Annotated in this window: 24 protein-coding genes; all 24 read right to left on the reverse strand. The window is 51.2% G+C overall.

Annotation, left to right across the window (positions count from 1 at the left end; translation table 11 throughout):
* Positions 1-2 precede the first annotated feature (2 nt).
* The 24 genes from LDN30_RS07685 to LDN30_RS07800 all read right to left on the reverse strand — a co-directional run bounded on the left by LDN30_RS07685 (position 3) and on the right by LDN30_RS07800 (position 19,647).
* Positions 3-4,646 (reverse strand): phage tail tape measure protein, encoded by a 4,644-nt coding sequence (locus LDN30_RS07685; protein ID WP_223929145.1) that lies wholly within the window; start codon positions 4,644-4,646, stop codon positions 3-5.
* A 68-nt stretch (positions 4,647-4,714) separates the two neighbouring features.
* Positions 4,715-5,017 carry a hypothetical protein gene (locus LDN30_RS07690; protein WP_223929146.1) on the reverse strand — a complete coding sequence of 101 codons (303 nt, stop codon included), beginning with the start codon at positions 5,015-5,017 and terminating at the stop codon, positions 4,715-4,717.
* Between the two features lie 87 nt (positions 5,018-5,104).
* Entirely contained in the window at positions 5,105-5,959 is an 855-nt protein-coding gene (locus LDN30_RS07695) for a hypothetical protein (protein ID WP_223929147.1), read from the reverse strand.
* Positions 5,907-6,743, reverse strand: a complete 837-nt coding sequence (locus LDN30_RS07700; protein WP_223929148.1) for a DUF6712 family protein — start codon at positions 6,741-6,743, stop codon at positions 5,907-5,909. Before LDN30_RS07700 ends, LDN30_RS07695 begins: the two co-directional genes overlap by 53 nt.
* On the reverse strand, positions 6,718-8,178 hold the full coding sequence (locus tag LDN30_RS07705) for a hypothetical protein (protein ID WP_223929149.1): 1,461 nt from the start codon (positions 8,176-8,178) through the stop codon (positions 6,718-6,720). The genes LDN30_RS07700 and LDN30_RS07705 overlap by 26 nt, the downstream gene beginning before the upstream one ends.
* A complete protein-coding gene (locus tag LDN30_RS07710; RefSeq protein WP_223929150.1) occupies positions 8,175-8,435 on the reverse strand; it encodes a hypothetical protein in 261 nt (86 codons plus the stop codon). Before LDN30_RS07710 ends, LDN30_RS07705 begins: the two co-directional genes overlap by 4 nt.
* Positions 8,436-8,455: 20 nt before the next feature.
* Positions 8,456-9,517, reverse strand: a complete 1,062-nt coding sequence (locus tag LDN30_RS07715; RefSeq protein ID WP_223929151.1) for a hypothetical protein — start codon at positions 9,515-9,517, stop codon at positions 8,456-8,458.
* 127 nt (positions 9,518-9,644) lie between these two features.
* Positions 9,645-9,959 carry a hypothetical protein gene (locus LDN30_RS07720; protein WP_223929152.1) on the reverse strand — a complete coding sequence of 105 codons (315 nt, stop codon included), beginning with the start codon at positions 9,957-9,959 and terminating at the stop codon, positions 9,645-9,647.
* Positions 9,956-10,183 carry a hypothetical protein gene (locus tag LDN30_RS07725; RefSeq protein WP_223929153.1) on the reverse strand — a complete coding sequence of 76 codons (228 nt, stop codon included), beginning with the start codon at positions 10,181-10,183 and terminating at the stop codon, positions 9,956-9,958. Before LDN30_RS07725 ends, LDN30_RS07720 begins: the two co-directional genes overlap by 4 nt.
* Entirely contained in the window at positions 10,180-10,578 is a 399-nt protein-coding gene (locus tag LDN30_RS07730; RefSeq protein ID WP_223929154.1) for a hypothetical protein, read from the reverse strand. Before LDN30_RS07730 ends, LDN30_RS07725 begins: the two co-directional genes overlap by 4 nt.
* Positions 10,575-10,883 carry a Tat pathway signal protein gene (locus tag LDN30_RS07735; RefSeq protein WP_223929155.1) on the reverse strand — a complete coding sequence of 103 codons (309 nt, stop codon included), beginning with the start codon at positions 10,881-10,883 and terminating at the stop codon, positions 10,575-10,577. The genes LDN30_RS07730 and LDN30_RS07735 overlap by 4 nt, the downstream gene beginning before the upstream one ends.
* Before the next feature lie 339 nt (positions 10,884-11,222).
* On the reverse strand, positions 11,223-11,615 hold the full coding sequence (locus LDN30_RS07740; RefSeq protein WP_223929156.1) for a hypothetical protein: 393 nt from the start codon (positions 11,613-11,615) through the stop codon (positions 11,223-11,225).
* A 253-nt stretch (positions 11,616-11,868) separates the two neighbouring features.
* Complete coding sequence (locus LDN30_RS07745; protein WP_223929157.1) at positions 11,869-12,234, reverse strand: hypothetical protein; 366 nt, start codon at positions 12,232-12,234, stop codon at positions 11,869-11,871.
* A gap of 148 nt (positions 12,235-12,382) precedes the next feature.
* On the reverse strand, positions 12,383-12,655 hold the full coding sequence (locus LDN30_RS07750) for a DUF5053 domain-containing protein (RefSeq protein ID WP_223929158.1): 273 nt from the start codon (positions 12,653-12,655) through the stop codon (positions 12,383-12,385).
* 47 nt (positions 12,656-12,702) lie between these two features.
* Positions 12,703-12,867 (reverse strand): hypothetical protein, encoded by a 165-nt coding sequence (locus LDN30_RS07755; RefSeq protein ID WP_223929159.1) that lies wholly within the window; start codon positions 12,865-12,867, stop codon positions 12,703-12,705.
* A 337-nt stretch (positions 12,868-13,204) separates the two neighbouring features.
* The gene (locus LDN30_RS07760; RefSeq protein WP_223929160.1) at positions 13,205-13,732 is read right to left on the reverse strand and encodes a hypothetical protein; all 528 of its coding nucleotides are present in this window, start codon (positions 13,730-13,732) and stop codon (positions 13,205-13,207) included.
* Positions 13,704-14,213 carry a hypothetical protein gene (locus LDN30_RS07765; protein WP_007572661.1) on the reverse strand — a complete coding sequence of 170 codons (510 nt, stop codon included), beginning with the start codon at positions 14,211-14,213 and terminating at the stop codon, positions 13,704-13,706. The genes LDN30_RS07760 and LDN30_RS07765 overlap by 29 nt, the downstream gene beginning before the upstream one ends.
* Position 14,214: 1 nt before the next feature.
* Positions 14,215-14,790, reverse strand: coding sequence for a DUF6549 family protein (locus LDN30_RS07770; protein WP_223929161.1), 576 nt, complete (start codon positions 14,788-14,790; stop codon positions 14,215-14,217).
* Positions 14,777-15,229, reverse strand: a complete 453-nt coding sequence (locus tag LDN30_RS07775) for an N-acetylmuramoyl-L-alanine amidase (protein WP_223929162.1) — start codon at positions 15,227-15,229, stop codon at positions 14,777-14,779. The genes LDN30_RS07770 and LDN30_RS07775 overlap by 14 nt, the downstream gene beginning before the upstream one ends.
* Complete coding sequence (locus LDN30_RS07780) at positions 15,216-15,482, reverse strand: hypothetical protein (RefSeq protein ID WP_223929163.1); 267 nt, start codon at positions 15,480-15,482, stop codon at positions 15,216-15,218. Before LDN30_RS07780 ends, LDN30_RS07775 begins: the two co-directional genes overlap by 14 nt.
* 120 nt (positions 15,483-15,602) lie before the next feature.
* A complete protein-coding gene (locus LDN30_RS07785) occupies positions 15,603-15,998 on the reverse strand; it encodes a hypothetical protein (RefSeq protein WP_223929164.1) in 396 nt (131 codons plus the stop codon).
* Positions 15,999-16,009: 11 nt separating this feature from the next.
* On the reverse strand, positions 16,010-16,435 hold the full coding sequence (locus LDN30_RS07790) for a hypothetical protein (RefSeq protein WP_223929165.1): 426 nt from the start codon (positions 16,433-16,435) through the stop codon (positions 16,010-16,012).
* Positions 16,416-17,666 carry an RNA-dependent RNA polymerase family protein gene (locus LDN30_RS07795; RefSeq protein WP_223929166.1) on the reverse strand — a complete coding sequence of 417 codons (1,251 nt, stop codon included), beginning with the start codon at positions 17,664-17,666 and terminating at the stop codon, positions 16,416-16,418. Before LDN30_RS07795 ends, LDN30_RS07790 begins: the two co-directional genes overlap by 20 nt.
* Before the next feature lie 577 nt (positions 17,667-18,243).
* The gene (locus tag LDN30_RS07800; protein ID WP_223929167.1) at positions 18,244-19,647 is read right to left on the reverse strand and encodes a hypothetical protein; all 1,404 of its coding nucleotides are present in this window, start codon (positions 19,645-19,647) and stop codon (positions 18,244-18,246) included.
* Position 19,648: the final 1 nt, after the last annotated feature.

The following is a 19,648-nucleotide window of genomic DNA, read 5'->3' on the forward strand; positions in this document are numbered from 1 at the left end:
TCTTACTTGTTTCCTTTAATCTTATCCCAGTGGCTTCGGCTGCGGTCGAAGTCATCCCAGTCGGGCATTCTAACGTTGATATCGCCGTTGGCCAGCATCGTACTGAGCCGGTCGATGGTGTCCCGCGCCTGTTGCAGCGTGCCGGCAAGCTCGCTGTTGTCTGTCTGTACGTTGACTGTAGGCGCAGACACCACCGTGGCACCGCCTACGCCCATGGCGCGGCTCACGTCAGTGGCGGTGAGCCGTCCGACAGTGTTGTTTCGCTGAGCCACGTCGATAAGACGGAGGGCAGGCAGCAGCTGAGGGTTGTTGACGGCATTGTGGTTGGCCACAAACTCACCCTCGTGTACCACTCCAGCCTCGCGGCGGTAGCGGTTGCCACCCGTGAAGCCACCCTCGTAGTAGCCGGCTTCCTGCGCCTGCGCTTGTTTTTTAACTGTCGCAACCTGTATCATTCCTGCAGCTGTTGCTATTCCTGCTGCTATAGGAGCAAGGACATGACCAACTACAGGTGTAGCTGCTGCCGAAGCATAAGCATTTAAAGCAGCTACGGCTGTTTGAGCAATTGCTTGCGCAATTTGAATTTTTACCTGCTTACGGTTGTACTTGGTTTTGATTTTCGCTATTTCCTTCTGCTTTTTCTCTTCGAGTTTCTTGCTCTTTGCCGAGTTGTTTCCGGCCTTTTCTATCATCTTGTCATACTTCTTCTCCGTGACCGTTACCTCGTAGTCTGACTGTGCTGAGTAGTACGACGACATGGCCGACATAATTGGTGAGATGGCATCGTAGGCAGCCTGCATCTTCGCGGATAGGCCATTGCACATATCAGCGGTAGCCTGCGACATGGCGGCCATAGCCTCTTGATGGGACACAACGCCCTGTTGTTCCATCTTCTTGATGTTGGCCAGCGTCGAGGCATAGATTGTCACGTCTGATGTATAATAGTCGCCCACTCCGGTACCCGTAGGATGGTCGTTCTCATAGTCTGCCTTGGCGTTGTTCGAGGCCGTTTTGTAGGCCGTGTCGGCGTTGCGCTTGAACTGCTCACCCTTGGAGTTATAGAGGTTCTGTTCCGACCTCTGTTCGGCATAGTAAAGAACCAACTGCTGGCGCATTACCTGGAACTCTTTCTCCGCCTTCAGCTTTTCCTCTGTTCCGTCCTTGTATTTGGCCAGTTCTATCTTGGCAATCTTATCAAGTCCGTCGATAGCCAACTTTTCCTGAGTTGCAAGATCCTGTCTGCCGAACTGCTCCCTATATTGATTGAGTCTTTCCTGATGCTTTTGCTCTCGCTGAATTCGATGCTGATTGTCATTCTCTTCGAGTTCATCGCGCAGATCAAACCATTCCTCGCTTCCTATTTTGGCCAGTACTATTCGTTTCTTGATGTAGTCCTGTTGGTTGTAGAAGAGACGTTCATCCCGTGCATCCTCGTCCATATACAAGGAACTGCCTTTTGTTGTATATTCAAGATAAATTTTCTGTTCCTCTTTTTTGTAGTCGGATTCCACATTGCGCTTCCTTAGTTTATCAATTGCTTCGACTTTCTCCCGTGTGGCATCTTCTTCCTTGGTCTGAAGATCTTTATATTCACTACTCTCCTTGTCCCAAATCTTCATCCGTTTGTCAAGACCCTCTTTTTCTATTTTCTCACGCTGTTTGATAAAATCTTCCCTTGATATCTCATTGAGCGCATAAGAGTTTAACAATTTTGCAAGATGAAGGTCAGTCTCCGCCTCTATCTGCTTATCCTCTGCTTTCTTTGCTTTCAGTGCCGCCGCAGCTCTACGTTTTTCCTCAGCTTCACGTTTCTTTCTTTCGGCCTCAATCTTCTTTTGTTGCTTGGGGTCAACATAAGAATTTCCGCCTCCGCCTGCATCCGGATCCGGCCTGTTATTACCGCCAGAGCCTTTTACTGCATCTTTCTGAAGTTCATTACCGTAGCTGTCCGTAATCGCATTGATTTGCGTTTTTACACTTTCCAATTCGAGTTTAGCAGAGTTGAGCCTCCGTCTTGCCTGATCAACAAGATCCTGTGTGGTGTTTCCTACTATACCCCATGATGTGGTGTAAGTCATACCACTGCCTGCATTTAACGCGTTTTCCAAAGCCTTCTGCGCCTGGTCAACGGCAATCTGGGCCTCTGCCTTTTGTTTTCCAAGCTGTCGAAGCATATCTTTGGCCCCCTCAAGCTCGTATTTACGTTGAAGCTGTTTATTGTAGTCTTTCAGTGCTTTTTCATTTGCCCTGTATCTTTTAGTCTCAGCGTCCAATTTAGCGTTATAACCTGGTATGATATTATTAAGCTCCTTGATTGCTTTTTGTCTGTCATCCATAGAAAGCTTATCATTCTTTGCCGCTTTAACGAGCAAATCAATCTTACTCTTCTCCTCCTGCATATTGACCATTGCATCATTCCTTATCTTGGTCAGGTTCTTCTCTGCCTGTGTCAAAGCGTCAGTCTTTCTTGTCAAGTCGATGATTACTCCGACAACAGTGACAGCCACAAGTGCCAGCGCAGCGTATGGATTAGTCTTAATAATTTTCCATAGGTTCTTAAAACCAGGAACAAGTTTCTCATTCCACAAAGCTATTAGCTTAGTAACAATAAGGTCTTTTTCCTTAGCTATCGTCAATATCGTGATGGCGATGGTCAACAGTGCAAGCGTAGAGCGGAATCTGACTACGAAACTCATTATGCCTTCCAGCGTCTTTATCAGAAGGCTTCCTGACGTGACAGCCATGCTTGCCACAGGCATGAGCTTTTGACCAAGCTCTATTGTCAGGTCGTTGAACTTCTTTTTTGCTTTATCAAGTTCTGCATTGACGGTAGAATTATTGGTGTTGAACTCATTCAGCACTGAGGTTCCAGCCTCGTAGGCTTTCGTTGCAGTATTCTGTGCAGCTCTTACCTGGTCAAGGTGTGTGGCCACGGATGACAACACGCCCACGGCACGGGTGCCGTCGAGGTTCATACTCTCGAACATGGGTGCCATCTCAGCGAAGCCACCTTTGTTCTGCATACTCTGCATGAACTCCAGCAGCGCGCCATTGGCATTCTCCTTGAGGAGCTTCGTGAATTTCTGCACCTCTATACCGGCTATGTTGGCAAACTTCGCCGGGTCTTGGTACATCTTGGTGATGAGCTGTGAGAACACAGTCGAAGCCGTAGCCTCTTCCTGCATGTTCTGGTCAAGGGCCGAGGCGAGGCCCATGATTTGCGCCTGCGTCATGCCGGCCTGTCTGCCCACACCGGCAAGGTCGGCGGTAAAATCGACGATATATCCTGCATTGGCCGACGAGCTTTGTGCCAACTCGTTGATGGCGGAACCTGTTGAGAGCATGGCTTGCTTCAATCCGAGACGGCCTTCCTCACCGAAGACATTGGCAAGTTTACCTATCTTATCGACAGCACCCTTACCAAGGTCGTCGCCAAGAGCCACATTAATTTTGTCCGCGGCTTCGACAAAGTCTTCGATATCCTTTTTAGATTGTTTGCCAAGTCGTCCTGCGGCACCAGCCAGTTCGTTGAGCTGTTCACGACTGGTCCGAGTGTTCATCTTCTTGAAGTCCTCGTTCATCAACCGCACCTGTTCATCTGTCTGATTTGTATATTTGCGAACATTGGCCATTGTGTCCTCCATCTCAGCATAAGCTGTAGTAGCCTTACGGATGGTGACGGTAAGGCCGGTAAGGGCACCAATAGCTTGTGTAAAGAAACCCCAATTGGTATTGAAGAACCCGGAGATTTTCGACCAGATGCCGCGGGTGTCTTTTGACTTATTGTTGACTATTTCCAACTGGTTGTTAAGTTGCTTGGCCTGGTGTGTGAGCGTCTTGAATTCTTCAGAGTCTTGCCTCGTGTATTTCAGCCGCTGTTCCACAAGGTCTTTGGCCATCTCCAACTCGCGGATGGAAGATTTGGTCAGATTGTTCATCGTCTGACCAATCATTTGGCTTTCTTTGTTTATCTCAGCAGAAGATTTCTGGCAGTTTCTCAACTCGATATCATATTGATCGACAAGCGAGTTGATTTGCTGCTGTTCTGCCTTGATTTGCGCTATTCTGTTCTGAACCTTTTTCAGATTCTCTTCCTGGCTCTTGTACTTCCACGAAGACGGGTCGGCGTTGTTCATACTCTTCTGTATGGCATCCCGGGCTGTGGTCAGGTCTTTGAGCGATGATGTGTTGATATTGCCCAATACCTTGGCCACGAGTTGCGAGTTGTTCATCAGCTCACGCATCTCTTTCGCCGTGAGCTTGGTGGCATCGGTCATGCCGCTTATCCTGAACTTGCACTGCTCTAAGAACTCTTCCAACTTTTGATAGTCCTTCGGGTCGGTAGTGTCATTCATTAATTTTTTCAGCTGTTTTACCGCATCTCTCACTTCTCCAACACTGGCCGTTCCCATGTTGGAGAGTGTGCTGATAGTCTTGCTGACCGTTGATTCGTATGCCTTGGCAGCTGCCTTTGCCTGTCTTAGATTTATGGATTCTTCCTTCGACCAGCTGCCGTTGCCTTTAAGGGCATCGTCCTTTTTCTTCTTGAGGTCTTCCACCTGTTTCTTCAACTTCAGCAGCTCATCCTGAGCCTGCTTTGCATTGAGAGAAACAACGGTCTTGAATTCTTGTGTATTACTTGCCATAAAAAAAAGAGTGCTAACTTGATTTTTCTTCAAAGTTAGCACCCTTTAGGTATATCGAAAAATACGCTTTACAGTCCTTCCTCATCCCATTTCTTGACCTTAGCCCGGAGTTCTGCTTCATCCAATGGCCCGTCTCCACCTCTTCTCTTGATTGCATCCACCCTTTCGAGCCTGTCTCGTTCCATCTGCCGCCACTGGGCGGCACTGTACTCTTCGAGCGTATCGTAAGTCTTGCCGTGAAACACATACTTCCCGTTCTTCATCGGGAAGCCACCATTGCTTGTCGAGCCACCAAAGACTGATTTACCAGCCTTGTAGGCTGCGGTAGAACCGTAAACGGCTGCTGCGGAAAGAAGAAGTTCGAATAACATAGCTTTTCGTTTTTATCTATCGCAAATATACGAAGAATATTTGAATTATACAAATTTTCATTGCAGTATTTGCAATAAAAACGGCAATCAATTCTTGCTGCGTATCTTTTCCAGTTCCCGAGCCTCTATCGCCTTGGCGTCCAGCTCGGTGAGAGCGCGCCAGCAGTCAAGGGCAAGGACTGCGGCTTCTTTCGTCGGGTCGCCATCGGTGAGGGCACGGAGCTGTATATTATACTGTTCCTCTATCTGCCTGCCCGTAACGGTGAAGTCGCCATCCTCAGCATCGACCTTCTGGAAGAAGTTGGGAAAATGGTCGAAGATGACTTTCTTCACATGGCTGTACCAAAGGAACGTCCCCAACCGCTCTTCGGGCTTCAATACCATCTCTGTGTCGTTTATGAGTTTGCCGCGTTCCTGACCGGGATGAAGGCCGTTGCCATCGACATAGAGCCAGCAGGCGAGGTTGTCCAGCATCTCGTCGTCTTTCGTGCCCAGGTATATTTGGTAATATTTCTCGGCCATGAGGTAATCGCCGAACGACACCTCGTGGAGTAAGGGGTCGACCGCCACGAGGCCACAGACCGCATCCAACCTACAGTCCATGTCCTCGTACGTGTCGATAAAGTCAAACTGATGGATGAAGCTATGCATCTGCCAGCCCTGCAGATACACGACTTGTCTTTTCCCATTAACAGTGATATAGCATTTCCAACCGAATCGTGTCCGTTTCTGAATTTCCAGGCCGCAGAACCTGACGAACATCATCGTCTTTATCGCTGTCCTATCAGCATACATCGTCAACAGCTTCAGCACATAACGCAGCTGGTCCTGGCTCATCTCCCGCCACGACGTGGGCGCGGTGAGGTTGATGGTCACCGTGCGGCTCTTCTTATCCGTTGAAGACGTAGCCTGCGCTGTCCTTGCTGTTCTGGTATGGCTCATAGTGTCTTACTTTATAGGCGATGCTCTCGCGGTAGAGTTTGAAAGTTTCTTTGTTGTCGTCGCTGTCGAGGATGCGCATCAGCCGGCGATAAACTGGCTGTTTGAGCGCCGGCAGGCAGCTTGCGCAGGTGTCGGTGAACTTCACGATGAGACTCATCATCTCGCGGTAGGGCTCCAGCCTATTGGGGTCGCCACGGCGGAAGGCATCGAGGATGTCGTCCATCTGGCGCTCGCCCATCTTCGTGCGCAGGATCTCATCGGCATCCTCGATGGTCCGCTGGTAGCCATCCCAGTCGGTGGCAGAGGCGTTCTGGTGGGTCTCAAAGAAGAAGGTGTATTCATCATAGAGATGGTCGATGAAGTGGCGGGCCTGCTCAGTGGCTCCCCAGTTCTCACTGCGCAGGAGGTTGAGCGTCATGGCTAATGTCTTGTGGTACTGGGTGCGCAGCTCCCCTTCCAGGGCATCGACGCGCTGCTTGCTCGCCGGTGCGAGGTTGTCGTTGCTCACTACGCCGAAGCCGGTAGGGGTGAGCACGAGGTCGAGCTGTCGCAGCACACTGAGGAAAGCCGACAGGCACACGAGCTGCTTGTACCAGTTGACGAGTGTCGAACCCTCGCCAAGCTCTTCCATGCGCTGCATGCCGGCCACACCGAGCAGGGCATCGTTACTGAAAGACAGCTGACGGGCGATGGCGGGCTTCACGCTCTCATACACGCTGTCGTTGGCAGCTGCACCCACGGGCAGCGCCTGTTCAAAATCAGTCTTGGTTATTGTTATCTCCATTGTCGTTTGAGTTTGAGTTTCCACTTACTTTCTTGGCATCCTTGTTTTCGTCAAGGGTGGTGAGCATGAGCATCGGCACATCAACGGTACACCGCTCTGACCAACCGTTGAAATGCAGGATGACGTGGTAAGGCTTGGTCATCACGTCGTGATAAGGTTTCTCCAAAGCTTGTTTGAGGGTGAAGAGCTCACGCTTATCAGAGCCTGAGTTGTTCATCTGGCTCTTGCCGGGCGTGGCTCCCACGAGGTTGGGGTGCACGCCGTAGGCAAAGCAGAGGGCGTTGGCGGCCTCCTGCATGTCGTCGCTCCAGTTGCCGCCCTCTTTCTTCGAGGGGTCGTTGAGGTTGACGATGCGCACCATGCGGTTCTCCTTGCCGTTGGGGTCGATGTAGTAGCCGGTGATGAGGGCCTTGCCGGCATTCTGCACGCCGCACACGAAATCGACGATGTTTTGCCGCTCCTGCTTCTTGCGCTCCTCACGCTTGACCGGGTCATCGATGTTCTCGTTGTCACATACGTTGTCCCAGTATTCCTCGTGTACCTCAATCTGTACACGCGGCGCACTGGTGTTCTTAATCATGAACCGCTTGCCGATGCCTATCAGACGGTAGATGTCATACCACGAGTCGCGGAAGATGCTCGAATAGTAGGGCACGGGATAGTATTGGTATCCGGGGGTGGCCATACGCGAGAGGATGGCGAACTTGCGGTCCTTGGTGGGCTTGTTATGGATAAGTCCAGTGGCGGGGTCGGGACGCTTGCCCATGCGCACTTCAAGGTCGCCGAGGGGGTCCCAGTAGTCGAGCAGTGGGATGGCCTCGATGCGCTTCTCGTTGAAGTGGCCGACGCGGAAGTCGCCGAAGAAGACGTGCTCTATCTTTCCCGACACGGTGGAGGGGGCGTACTCAAAACGGCAGTAGCATGCCTCCTTGTGTCGCACCTGGGCTATCTGCGAGCCGTCTCGAGTGAGGATGATGCAGGTCACGGAGAAGTTGTACATCTGCATGTCGGTGCACTGCTCGGCAAAGCACTCCTGCAGGGAGTTCCTCAGGCAGAAGTCGCGGATGTCGGGGTCATCGACATCCTTCTTCTCTTTCCTGTCGACGAAGCGCAGCCCCTGGCCGTAGCAGCAGATGGTGTTGAACTGCTGGCACTGGGAGGTGATCATGTTGTCGAGGACATACTTGCGGATGGTATCGGGGAGCATGTCGTCGATGCCGAAGGGCACATACTGGTAGCCCTTGCCGCCGATGAAAAGGGGCTTGACGTTCACCAGCCCGTCGTCCTCATCGAAGACATCACTGCTGTCCGAGCCATACTCAGAGGCCACGGAGTTATAGGCCGACGCACGGGTCACGCCCTGGGGCATGATGCGGAAGTGCTGCACGTCTCCGCTCTGCCCGGTCTGTACGAGTTCCAAGTCTTTATTGTTCATAGATATACTTTCATTCCGTTTACTTCATAGATGAATATTTCTGGCAGCAACCGCAGCTGGTGGCTCATGGGGTTGACGATGCGCATGTAGCCGCCTTTCCAGTATTGATGATGGACGAGCCATCCGCGGTACTCTACCCGGTGCCCGTCGCTGCGGAAGGCCTTGATGTTCACCGTCTGCCTGCGCTGATAGGCGAGGTCGATGTATCTCTGCATCTCGCTGAAATGGATGCTTCTCTGTTTCTTCTGTTCAGCCATTGGTAACTCCTAACTCCTAACTAATTAAACGTGTAGTCGAATGTGTTGTCGAAGATTCGTCCCTCACGCTCCAGCTCCACTACGTTGTGGTTGCGCTGGGCATACTCGTAGCTGAAGGTGAAGCGCGGTATCTCATCGAGGGCATTGGTCTGCTCGGTCTTGCTGTCGTCGATGACGATTTCCTTACCGATATTGGGCGTGCCGTTCTTGAACTTCACCAGGCGCACGTAGGGCGACCGCATAAGCTCGCCGAACCAGTCGGCCATGTCCTCGTTCATCGGGCCGGTGTCGGCCTTGAAGGTACGTGTCTCCTGGATGCGGTAGTTCTTCTTCAGGCCGCCGATATAGGCGGAGTCGCGCTTGAAGGTGGGGGCTTTGGTGGCCACGCCGGTGCAATAGAACAGCTCATCGCAGCCAAAGGAGTTGGTAAAAATGAGTATCGGAGCGCAGTCGGGCTCGGTGGGGTCTATCTCGTATTCCTGACGGCGGGCCCCGGCGGTGACGACATAGCCCGTGAGGGTGTAGCCGACTTTTGTAAACCTGGAGGGTGACACGTCGATGGTGGTGTAGCTGCCATTGCCGCCGACGGCCACGGGGGTGAACTGTGCCGTGCTGCCGTCGCTGTAGTAAGCGGTGCACGAGGGGGTGTCGGTACCGATGAAATGGAGGTATTCGAGCCGTCCAAGTCCGGTGGTCTTCGTGCCGAGCAGCAGAGAAAGGAAGTGGTTGGCGGTGAAGTCCTCACACGTCGTGGGGATGTCGCTCTCGCAATATACCATGGTAAAGGCCATCTCCGTCGAGGTGGACGGTGTGCTGTCCTTATATTCCTCGCTCATCGTGACCTTGACATACAGCACGAGGCTCTGGCGGGCGTAGGGGGTGAGCAACTCGCCGAGGTCGCTCATGGTGATGGCACCATCGACGGGATAGAGGTGCTCGGAGTATATCTCGGACCATGTGGCGTTATCAGGGCTTACCTGAAGCTTCACGCCCATGCGGTAGCCGCCGATGGTGACCCCGATGTCGGGGATGCCCATCGAGAAATACTTGCCGCTGAGACCTTGCTTGATTGTGATTGCCATAGTCGTTTCTTTTCGGCAAAGATAGAAAATAACTGCCGGCTTGAAAAATACACATACAGGCACAGAAAAAGGGGCACCGGCCTCACGGTCAGCACCCCTCATCATGTATATGTAAAAAAAATGTCTCCTAAAGTTGGAAGTCAATGTCGCGCCAGATGGCCCATTTCACCGTGCCGTCCTCCACAGTTGTGGTGCCGAACTCGTGCATGAACATATAGTTGGCGATGACACGTATGTCCATATAGTACATCGGCTGCAGGTCTTCGGCAATCTCCTCCGACGACTTCGGGTCGAAGACGAGCTCCGTGCCCGTCACACCCTTGCCGGGCAGGTTGTCGCGTGTCTTCATATATTCATCGAGCAGCTTGCACTGCATCTTCTCTTCCTCGGTGCGGTCGTTCTCCTTCAGCCAGTCGAGGAACTGCTTCAAGTCCTTGTTCATTGTTGTGCCCTCCTGATTTTCTTTAAGTCCTCTTTCATGTCCGACAGGCTGATCATCCAGTCGGTGAGCGTCTTGCGCTCTTCGTCGTTCTCGCTGTCGCCGAGCTCCATGAGCAGGCGGTCCTTCACGTCGTCAATCAGTTCGATGCGGTTCTGCAGGGTGTCGGTGTCGCAGAAGTCGCCAAGCAGGGCCACGGCCTTGCTGTCCAGTAACAACTTACTCATAGCGAACCTCCTTTCGCGGCCAGTAAATCGTAGAAGCTTACACTGGCATCTATTCTAATCAAGTAAATACTGCAGATAGGACGACCACCTTTGCCGTCGTATGAATACACCTCAAACCCCATGCATCTGTGGCCGTTCAAGTCGCACCATTCATCATGGAAGTCAATTTGAATAGAGCCCTTGCCACGGCTTTCGGCATTGATGGACTCAGCAAGCTCTCTCAGATAGACTTTCATCATGGCCAATTTGGAGATGTTCATCTTAGAGCCATCAAAAGCACTTACTTGCTCCTTGAACATTCGGGCAGGTTTGGTGCTGAAGCTATACTCGCGGATGACGATGACAAACTCTTTTCCATCGCTTGTCTCTACCAATAGCTTATATTTAGCTTTCATGCCTGGCCTCCTTTCTCGCCTTTGTTCAACCTGTACACAATCCATCCGCTCACGCCCATGGCAGTGATGCTCACCAGTGGATTCTGCTCCACGCACACTGCCGCCACGACCATGGTCAGCGGGAATACTACGCCGATGCGGATGGCAGCTCTCCGAGTCACCTCAAACTCCGCGATACGGCTGTAGAACGCGCTTTTGGCGTCCAGCCAAAGATTAACACTGCGGTACAGTCCTCTCACCTTGTCTGCAAGGCTCACACGCGCCCGTACCTGTTGCGCGGTGAAGTTGATGGTTGCTTGCTGCATAATGCATCGTCTTATAACCTTTCCCGGATAGCCGGGCCTTTGTTTGGCAGAATGGAAAAGCGGCTGCCGATTCCGCTGGTTATAAGACGATGACTTCACCCGAAGGGCTTATCAAAATCTACGGAATGGCAACCGCCAATATTTTTATTTGCGAGTAGTTACTCGCGTTTTGCCGGGCATAAAAAAAGCCCGACCGTGATGTCCGAGCAATGACCGCTGCTCTCCGGGATGGACTACCATCGTCTTATAACCGGTGGCAAAGATAAGGAGAAAAAGCGGAACGGCAAAGAAAAAGGCGGAGAAAATGAGAGTTCTCCGCCAAATTTAACATTTCAAGCCTTATTCCTCAGGCTTGATGGTTAAGCCTTCTGTCTTTTCACTGTCTTTAGATATTCTCTTTTCCATTACGTAGTTGACAACATTCTGTTTACCTACCATGGTGATGTAGTAAGTATTCACAAGTTTCCATCCACGTTTCGCCATATAGTCAAGCACCTCCATCATAGAGTTGAACTTGATTTTCTTTCCGTCCTCACCGTAAAGGGAGTTCTCATTTTTGGAACTATAGCCCATGTCAAGAATGACTTTGAGCTTGCCAAATCCGAAAGAGTTGTAACCTACAACGGTGCAATAGACGTTGTACTTCCCGTCCTCAGTTTTGGTAACGGTCTGGGCATTGATGCCCAGTGAAAGCATTGCGAGCAGCAATGCCAAAAATAATTTTTTTGCCATATTTTTGTTTTATTGATTAAGTAGATACAAAAGTAATATAAATAGCGGAACGGCAAAGGAAAATGGTGGAGAAAATGAGTTTCACCACCATTTTTAACATTTGGAAGTGGTGGTGAAGTTGCGGGAATGAAAATAAAAGGCTATCTTTGCGGCATGGAATTAGAAAAATTGAAACGACGTATCGTCACATTGGAGAATGTAGTTCTCATCCAAGGCATAGCCTTGCTGGTTATCGCCATCAGACTTATTTTCCTCAGCTTATAAGTTCGATAATCCAACTTATAAGTGCTCCAATAATGGCCAACAGACTGCTAATGATTGAGAGAAACGTCTTCATGTTAACGGTCCTCTCCATGAATTTTTCTTTCGAAGCATAATTTACCACGCCTTTCTTCGCCGCCTTATCGCCTTCCTTCGTCAATCTTAGTATCTCATCATCCACAATGATGAATTTCCAGTTGTCCACGAGGTCGTGCAGCACGAACTCCGGCTCGGCGGCATAGTCGTAGGTGTCGTGAAGGTACATCAGAATGTCGTCTCTACTGATCCAACCTCCATTATCACTCATCTTTGAGAGTATGAAATCGGCATACTCCGCGTTCTTTCCTGTCAGTTGCATAAAAAATCTGATTTGAGTTTGAAAAAGCCTCCCACGCATCACGCGCAGGAGGCTCCAAAAGTTCTTTTACATGTAATTGCCTACTTCTTCATCAAGCATTCAATAATTGTTGCGCCGCCAGCCCGGCGGCGGCTTTTGTTCAAAACGGCTATACAGTGGCCGGGGCTGGAATGCTTTCAGCAGCACGACGGATGCGGTCACTGAGGTCGAGGAGTGCGCCTTTTAGCTGTCCGGCTTCATCCTCAGTAAAGCCTCCCTTGCCGCCATTGCCGTCGATGCCATACATCTTATGCTGGAACCATGGCACCGACTTATCAAAGTATGTGCGTGCTATCTCCCTCCATGAAACCGCAAGGTAGATGTCACTCATCCGAGCCTTCATGTCGGTAATCTTGTTTGCTTGCTTTACTTGTACTTCCATATTTATTTCTTTTTTAAGGCTCTCCCCGTAAGGAGAGCCGTTGTTTGTTAATCGTCTTTTGGCATATCCGTTATTCTATCGAAGAGGTCTTGCGCATACTCCAGTAATTGTGGATAGCCGTTAGGGTAACTGTTGCAATAGTTTCTGATTGACTCAATCAGCTCTTTCTCCTCAAAGGAGAGTTCCATCTTGAATTTCTGTTTTTTCCTCATTGTTACTGTATTTCTTTTGAACACTGCAAAGATACTATCTTTTTAGATACTGTGCAAATATAATACTATTTATTTTGATAGTAAACGAAAGATTTAACATTTCCCTAATGACAACGGCCGGCATCCTCCCGGATACCAGCCGTTTTGTTACATGTTTAATCAATATCTATCATATGAAATTCACTTTGCTGCAAAAGAAACAGGGGCGGCGGTAAATAAGTGCGCTGCGCACCGCCCCTAAAGCCAAGTACCTCTGAAGCATGTATTGTAAGTCCTTGGACTTATGCTGCAAAGGTAAGCAAAATTCTATAATTTTCCAACGTTGGAAGGAAAATAATTACAGGTTTCCCAACGACATGGCAGCATTGTTGTTGCCACCGTTGTGTTTGGCCAGTGCTGTGGTGTCGCCGAACATGGCAGCGAGGGCATCTGAGATAAGGCCTTGGTAGGCATCGCCGTAGAACTGAGCTTCGAAGTCATTCAGGCGGTGGATGCTATAGAGGTATTTCCTCATGAACCAGTCGCGTCGCTGGCGGTGTCCTTGCCCCTTTTTGTAGTTGCCGTGTCGCATGAACTGCAGTCCGTTCTCATCATCCTTGCCGCTGTTTCCTCGACGGTAGCCATTGCCGGTACCGGCGGCCACATAGATACCATACTCGCGAAAGCGGTGCTCGATGGTGGTGGGTGTGCCTGGATGGATTACACCGGCAAGGGTGTCGTGAAGACGGCCCGTGTCATAGACGGGCGGTGAGAACTTCATCATCTTCTCCTGCCAGAACTTCACCATGAAGTCGGTCCACCGCTGCTCGTACTGCTCGCGGTCCTGATCCGTGAGGCTACCCCTCAGTCCATTGTCTGCTGTCATAAGTCAGGTCGATTGGTTCGTCGTTCTCTACCATGAAGTAGAGTCCAGTAACGCCAGACATGAGGTATTCCGGGAACTCGTTGCTGTAGATGCGCTCCACCTGCATGTATTCCAGCGCGTCATCGTAGGTCATTTCCTCGCGGTCGTGGATGAGCCGGGAATGCATTTGCCGGAAGATGGTGCGGCAGAGGTTCAGCTGCTGCTCACGCTCGGCCATGTCGTCGATGCGGTAGGGGGCGACGATGAAGACGGTATAGACGCTCTTGCGGAAATAGCCCACTCCGTTGGAGTAGGTATTCTGCGAGGTAGTGTCGTCAACGAGGATATACTTGGCTGTCTTACGAAAGTCGCTCATCATGTCCTGCATGCCGCCGAGACCGGAGCAGCGCCCCACTTTGAAGCCCTGCTCCGTGGCCAGCCTGTTCTGCCTTGCCATCGTCTCGAAATAGTCGAAGGCATTGAATATCGTTTCCTGAGCCATATCACTCTACCTTGATATACTGGTTGAATCTGATGGTGGCATGGGGGTTGAAGTTCACAACTTTCACCTTGTACCCTTTCGTTCCCCATCGCCACCACAGAAACTTGTGCTTATATTCCCTATAGACCAGGGTTAAAACAGAGTCGCTGACCGTGTAGACGAGCGTCGTGTCGGGCGGCTTCATGCTCAGCGTGAAGTGTGCCCATCGGTCTGCATACTCATAGCGGCTGCAGGTCTTCGCCTCCAGTCTTACGGTGTCATGGATGGCGGTGCCGCTCAGCTGCTGCGCCTCTATCTGTCCGAGCTTCAGCCGGAGTTCCTTGATGAGCTGCTTGTCCGCCAGCTCGTTCTTATATGTGCTGCGTTCCATAGGGATGGCCGCAAAGGTGGCCACGGGTACTGTGTCGCGAATCGTATCGCGTTGGATAAGCGGTTCTGTCTGAGCATGGGCGAGCTGCGTCCTCAGCGCTTCCACCTTCTGCTTGTTTCTGTGCAAGTCATTCCATGCAAGGATAACGCCGACGGCGGCCAGGATGACTGCAAGGAGCGACAAGAGCGTGTTCTTATAGTTTTTCATATTCCTCCTCCGCATTAAAGCATGGGCAGGCCTTCACCCACTCAGCAGTTTCTATCTTTCCGTCGTGGTTCAAGTCGGGCGAGAGGTCTCGGTGGCCGCAGATACGGGCTCCGGGGTACTGCTTCTTGAGCTTCCGCAGCAGATCGGTGAGGGCTCTGCGCTGGGCCGGCGTGCGCGTGTCCTTAGCGGTCTTGCCGTCCTTGGCCACACCGCCGACATACACCACACCGATGCTGTTGGCGTTGTGACCATACACATGAGCGCCCACCTCGTTAACGGGACGGCCCTCATGGACGCTGCCGTCACGATACACCACGTAGTGGTAGCCTATCTTCTTCCAGCCGCGGGCCCGGTGCATCCTGTCAATGTCGGCCACGGTCACGTCACGCCCCTCGGGTGTGGCGGTGCAGTGTACTACAATCAGATTAATTTTTCTCATTGCTATGTTTGTTAAGTTCTTTATCCACATACTGCTTCACATCGTTCTTAACCTGTCCCATCTTTGTATTGATGGCGAGCGAGATGCCGAAGATGCTGGCAGCATAGACGAGTGCCTGGGCGATGTACCATAGCACGGAGTCCTCAATCTTGTAATGGTTCAGGAAGAAGCATATAAAGGCGAGGACGACGGCGGAGACAATCATTATCACTGCCGTGGTGTACTGTATCTTTTCTTTCGTGTCCGGTGTCATAACTGCTGTTTATTTTGATTACACGGCAAAGATATATAATATGGTACGGGCATAAAAATACGGCACCACAGCCACCGTCTGGGCCATGATGCCGTACTGAATATAGATGGAATGGAAAAGCTACCCCTTGATGCCCAGCCATTGGCGGGCCTTGTCTGCCGCAGCGTCGGCGAAGGTGCAGTACTCCTTCCACTTCTCTGCATACTCCTCCGGGGAGGTCTGGTAGTGGCGCTGCAGTGCGAGTTCCTCGCTTAGCTCATACTTCGTGCGCATGATGGCGTTGGCCACGTCATGCAGGTTGGTGATGTCCGGGCACTCGCGAATATAGCCGCCGTCGTTCTCCTCGCCCTCGTACTGATAGGCCTTGAACGGTGCAGGTGCGTTCTCGGCTCCTTCCTGTTTCTCTGGCTGATAGTTCTCGATGACCGTCTCATTTGGATAGAGCATCACTCTACCCTCATCGTACTTCATAATTGTGCGCTGCTCTCTGTAAACAGCCTTGTGTAGTTCACTCATAGCTCTTGTATTTATGTAAATTTAAAGAATGTCTGTCCGTTCTTACCCTGAAACTGCTGTACCACGGTAGGACTCGGCAAATCCTCTTTCGAGAAGTCATTCAACGCCTGGTCGATGAGAATCTTCGAGCCGGTGTAGCTGTAATATTCCGCATCGACGAGCGTAGGATTGCCCTGCGCGTCGCGCAGCTTCTCAAACTCATAGTGTTCATAGACTTCACCGCTCTCGCTGGTCCGCTCCTCGGTCTTGATAATCTTCTTGAAGCGGATGGCAAGCACCTTGCCCGGCTGCTGTTGCAGCACATCCCGAATCTGACCGTTGGAATCTTGTACCTTCACTGATACCTGCGTCTTCTCAATCTTCGAGTCTTCGATGAGATAGTCAACGAGATAGATTTTCTTATTCCACGTATGTGGTTCACCCCCCCCCGTTAACATTTAATAACATTTTGCAGATTGATGAGAATTTTACTTTCTGCGTTGACACCATCCCCTGAAAAGGAGCCTTGATGCGACGTCGTTTGATAATCTTTCCTAAGCTATTTTCCATTCCTATACTTTTGAATAAATGAATACAGTCAGCATGTTTTGCATAGCCGAAACGTGATGCTTGCGCCACGCGCACCTCCTCTTCCGACTTACCCTGTTTGAAAAGTCTGGCCACATGCCGGCAGAGGTCTTGTTTATTGCGCTTGCCCAGCATTACGCGGTCGTGATAGAAAACATACCCCACAATACGGATACCCGTCCATGTAGGCCGGACATTGTAGTCCCTGTTGACAATGACGTGATAGTCCCTTGCCAGGATCATGATGGCAAGAACCTTCACAATGCCGAGCACTGCCTTGTCAGCGTGCCTGATAATGATGTTGTCAACGAATCGGGAATAATGCGGCAGACCGTCCTCGACGTACCTCCTGAATTTCTCAGCAAGAAAGGCAGGTCCCTTGCACAGGTCGGCATAATCATCTGGCGTGGATGCCGTCACAATCCTTGCCTCGATGTACTTTCTCGTCCAAAGAGCCAGTTTGTCAGGATCCCTGCCAATATCAAAGAACCGCATGACAAGCCTGTCGAAGTCGGCAAGGTAGAGTTGTCCGAAAATCTGGCTTACCTTGATGCCCAGCGGTGCGCCGTGCATGTAACTATCAACAATCTTATAGAGAACTCTCTGTAGCCTTCCCGGTTTCACCTTGCGTGAAATCTGCCTTTTGAGGATAGCATGGTCCATAAGCGGGAAGTAATGGTGAGCGTCCATCGACAGATAATACATGCATTCTTGCTGCGTATTAGCAAAAAGTTCGTTGCGTATAGAGCGAAGCAAGGCTTTCTGTCCCATATTAGGGCGGACGGCCGGTACCTGCCAGGCGATGTAGTCATACAGGCTTGTTTCGTAGGGCCGCACGGCGGCAGCTTCAAGCACATGGTCTTCGATGGGCGCCTTAGCAAGTTTGCGTGGCTTTCGCTCGAAGACCCTTTTCTCTATATACGGGGACGGTTGCCACGACTCATCATCCAACTCGTGCAGGACACGGTTAAGATTCTCTTCAAGGCATTTTTCATACCGCTTGATATTCTTGCGGTGGTTCTTACCATCGGAGAAACTTTCCCATGCGCCGCGGACATTCGCAGGCGTAGCATCCGTTCCCAAGTCATGGATACGTCTCATGATGGGTTCTTTGGATTGAATTGTAAGTTTGTCGGGATCTTGTGTCGGGGTCTATCGGTGCAGGACGCACCTTGTGTTTGCTGTGCAGTCTGCAATACCTGCACGACGGGTATGACGCTCACGCTATAGGCTACGAGTCTCGCCGCCATCTTTCTATGTGTTTTCCCAATGGGGAAGGCTCATTCCTCGTCTCGAAGTTATAAGTATCGTTGAGGGCAGCCCCGTTGTTCACCCTGGCATTCCCGGGACCATTGTTGCCATTGAGACACCCAACGCCCGCATTGCCGCCATTGTTCGCAGTGCCGAGAGCAAAAAGGCCGCGAAGGCCGGAGCTGAGGAAATCCGCCTGCAAGTGGAATTTCCGACTTGCGTTTGCAAAATTACAACTTTTCCGTGAAACAGCATGTCAAAGAACGATTTTATTTTATCTGTTGTTGCAAATATTATAGTTAACGAAAAGCAAAGATACCCCTTGCGGCTTCGCCGCCACTCGTTCCTCGTGGCGGAGCCGTGCCCTTTGGGGGCACGGCTGGTGTGCTTTGTTTCCTTTCGTCCGCAGCTGTCCGCTGTGGTCCGCTTACGCTTGCCAGAAAGGCTCCGTGTCCCAGTCCTCAGCTGCTTCGCAGAGGGCAGCCCCGCTGTCCACCCAGGCATGCCCGGGACCACTGTAGCCAGCGAGACACCCAACGCCCGCAACGCCGCCACCGTCCGCAGGGCCGAGAGCAAAAAGGCCGCGAAGGCCGGAGGTAAGGCCATTATGATAGAATCCGTCAGCGAAGAAAGTCGATTCACTTCCGCCGAACAGCGTCGGGAACATCAGCAGCTTAGCCTGACTCATCCGTTTCCCGAAATACCAGCCTTCATCCATTGCCGGTATTGTTCCTATCTGACGCATGCCCGACGTGGTATCGGTAACGACAGGTGTCTTATCCCAAATGCGTTGAGCGAAGACGTTGATAGTTTTGTCGGCGTTGTATGTGATGTTGCAGCCGTGCAACATTACCCAGAGGTAATGATAGAAGTTCTTTAGTCCGTAGAAGCACGGGATATTCTTAATAGTGAGTTTCACCGTGCTGCCATCCTTGACATCGTAGCTGAATACGCCTGTGGCATCGCCCTTATCGGCAAGAGCATCGATGTCAAGCGTAGCATATTGATTGCCGAACGATGTATTCACATTATCGATACCCATTCCAAGACCGCCCTGACGCAGTCCGTCTTTTGTCAGTGTGGCATTATATGGAGCCTGGATGTTACGGTTATGGAAGATGATACGGCAGAGCATGCCGATGACATAGATAACCGGGAACATCGACGCTCCCCACCTGTCTCCATTCTTCTCAGCGTATTTCTGCAAGTTGTTCTCTGGTACATTGACGACTGGTTTGCCAAGCAGCGTATTCCAAGCAGCATCGTTATCAGCCACATTGTTGCCGCCACGGTACTGCGCCGTCCGATTGCAGTAACTTACGAGGATGTTGTTCGTGCGGTCGAGGGCGGACGCTCCGGAACAGGCGATACTAAAGACAGGTATCTTATAGTTCCATCGTCCTGACATTGGAGCCATAGATACCGCCTCGTAGTCAAACACATCATCTTCCCACTGTGCATAATAGAACGGGATGCCCGTTCCCCACTGGTAGTGCCCCATAGAGCCATCGAGTTTAGCCGCGCCACCGTTGTCGAACTTGAAGTGCGTATCGGAGGCGAGCTTACGCCGCGAGTGGTCGTTCTGTACCAGATAGCCGCCAAGGCCTAAGATGCTTGGCAGCTGCGCCAGCATCTGCAGATCACCTATCGGCTCACCCTCCGTCGATGAGCTGTCCTTGCGCCATCGGCAGCCACAATAGGGTATCTTACTCTGTACTGCTGAGATGGGCACCCTGCCCACCTTGTTGGCCACAGGATCGTAGCCGAACATTCGGATATTCGCGTTGATGTCGGCGAAATCCTCGATTTCATTAATTTTCGTTCCGTCCATA

Source organism: Prevotella lacticifex, from assembly GCF_019973375.1.
GTDB lineage: Bacteria > Bacteroidota > Bacteroidia > Bacteroidales > Bacteroidaceae > Prevotella > Prevotella lacticifex.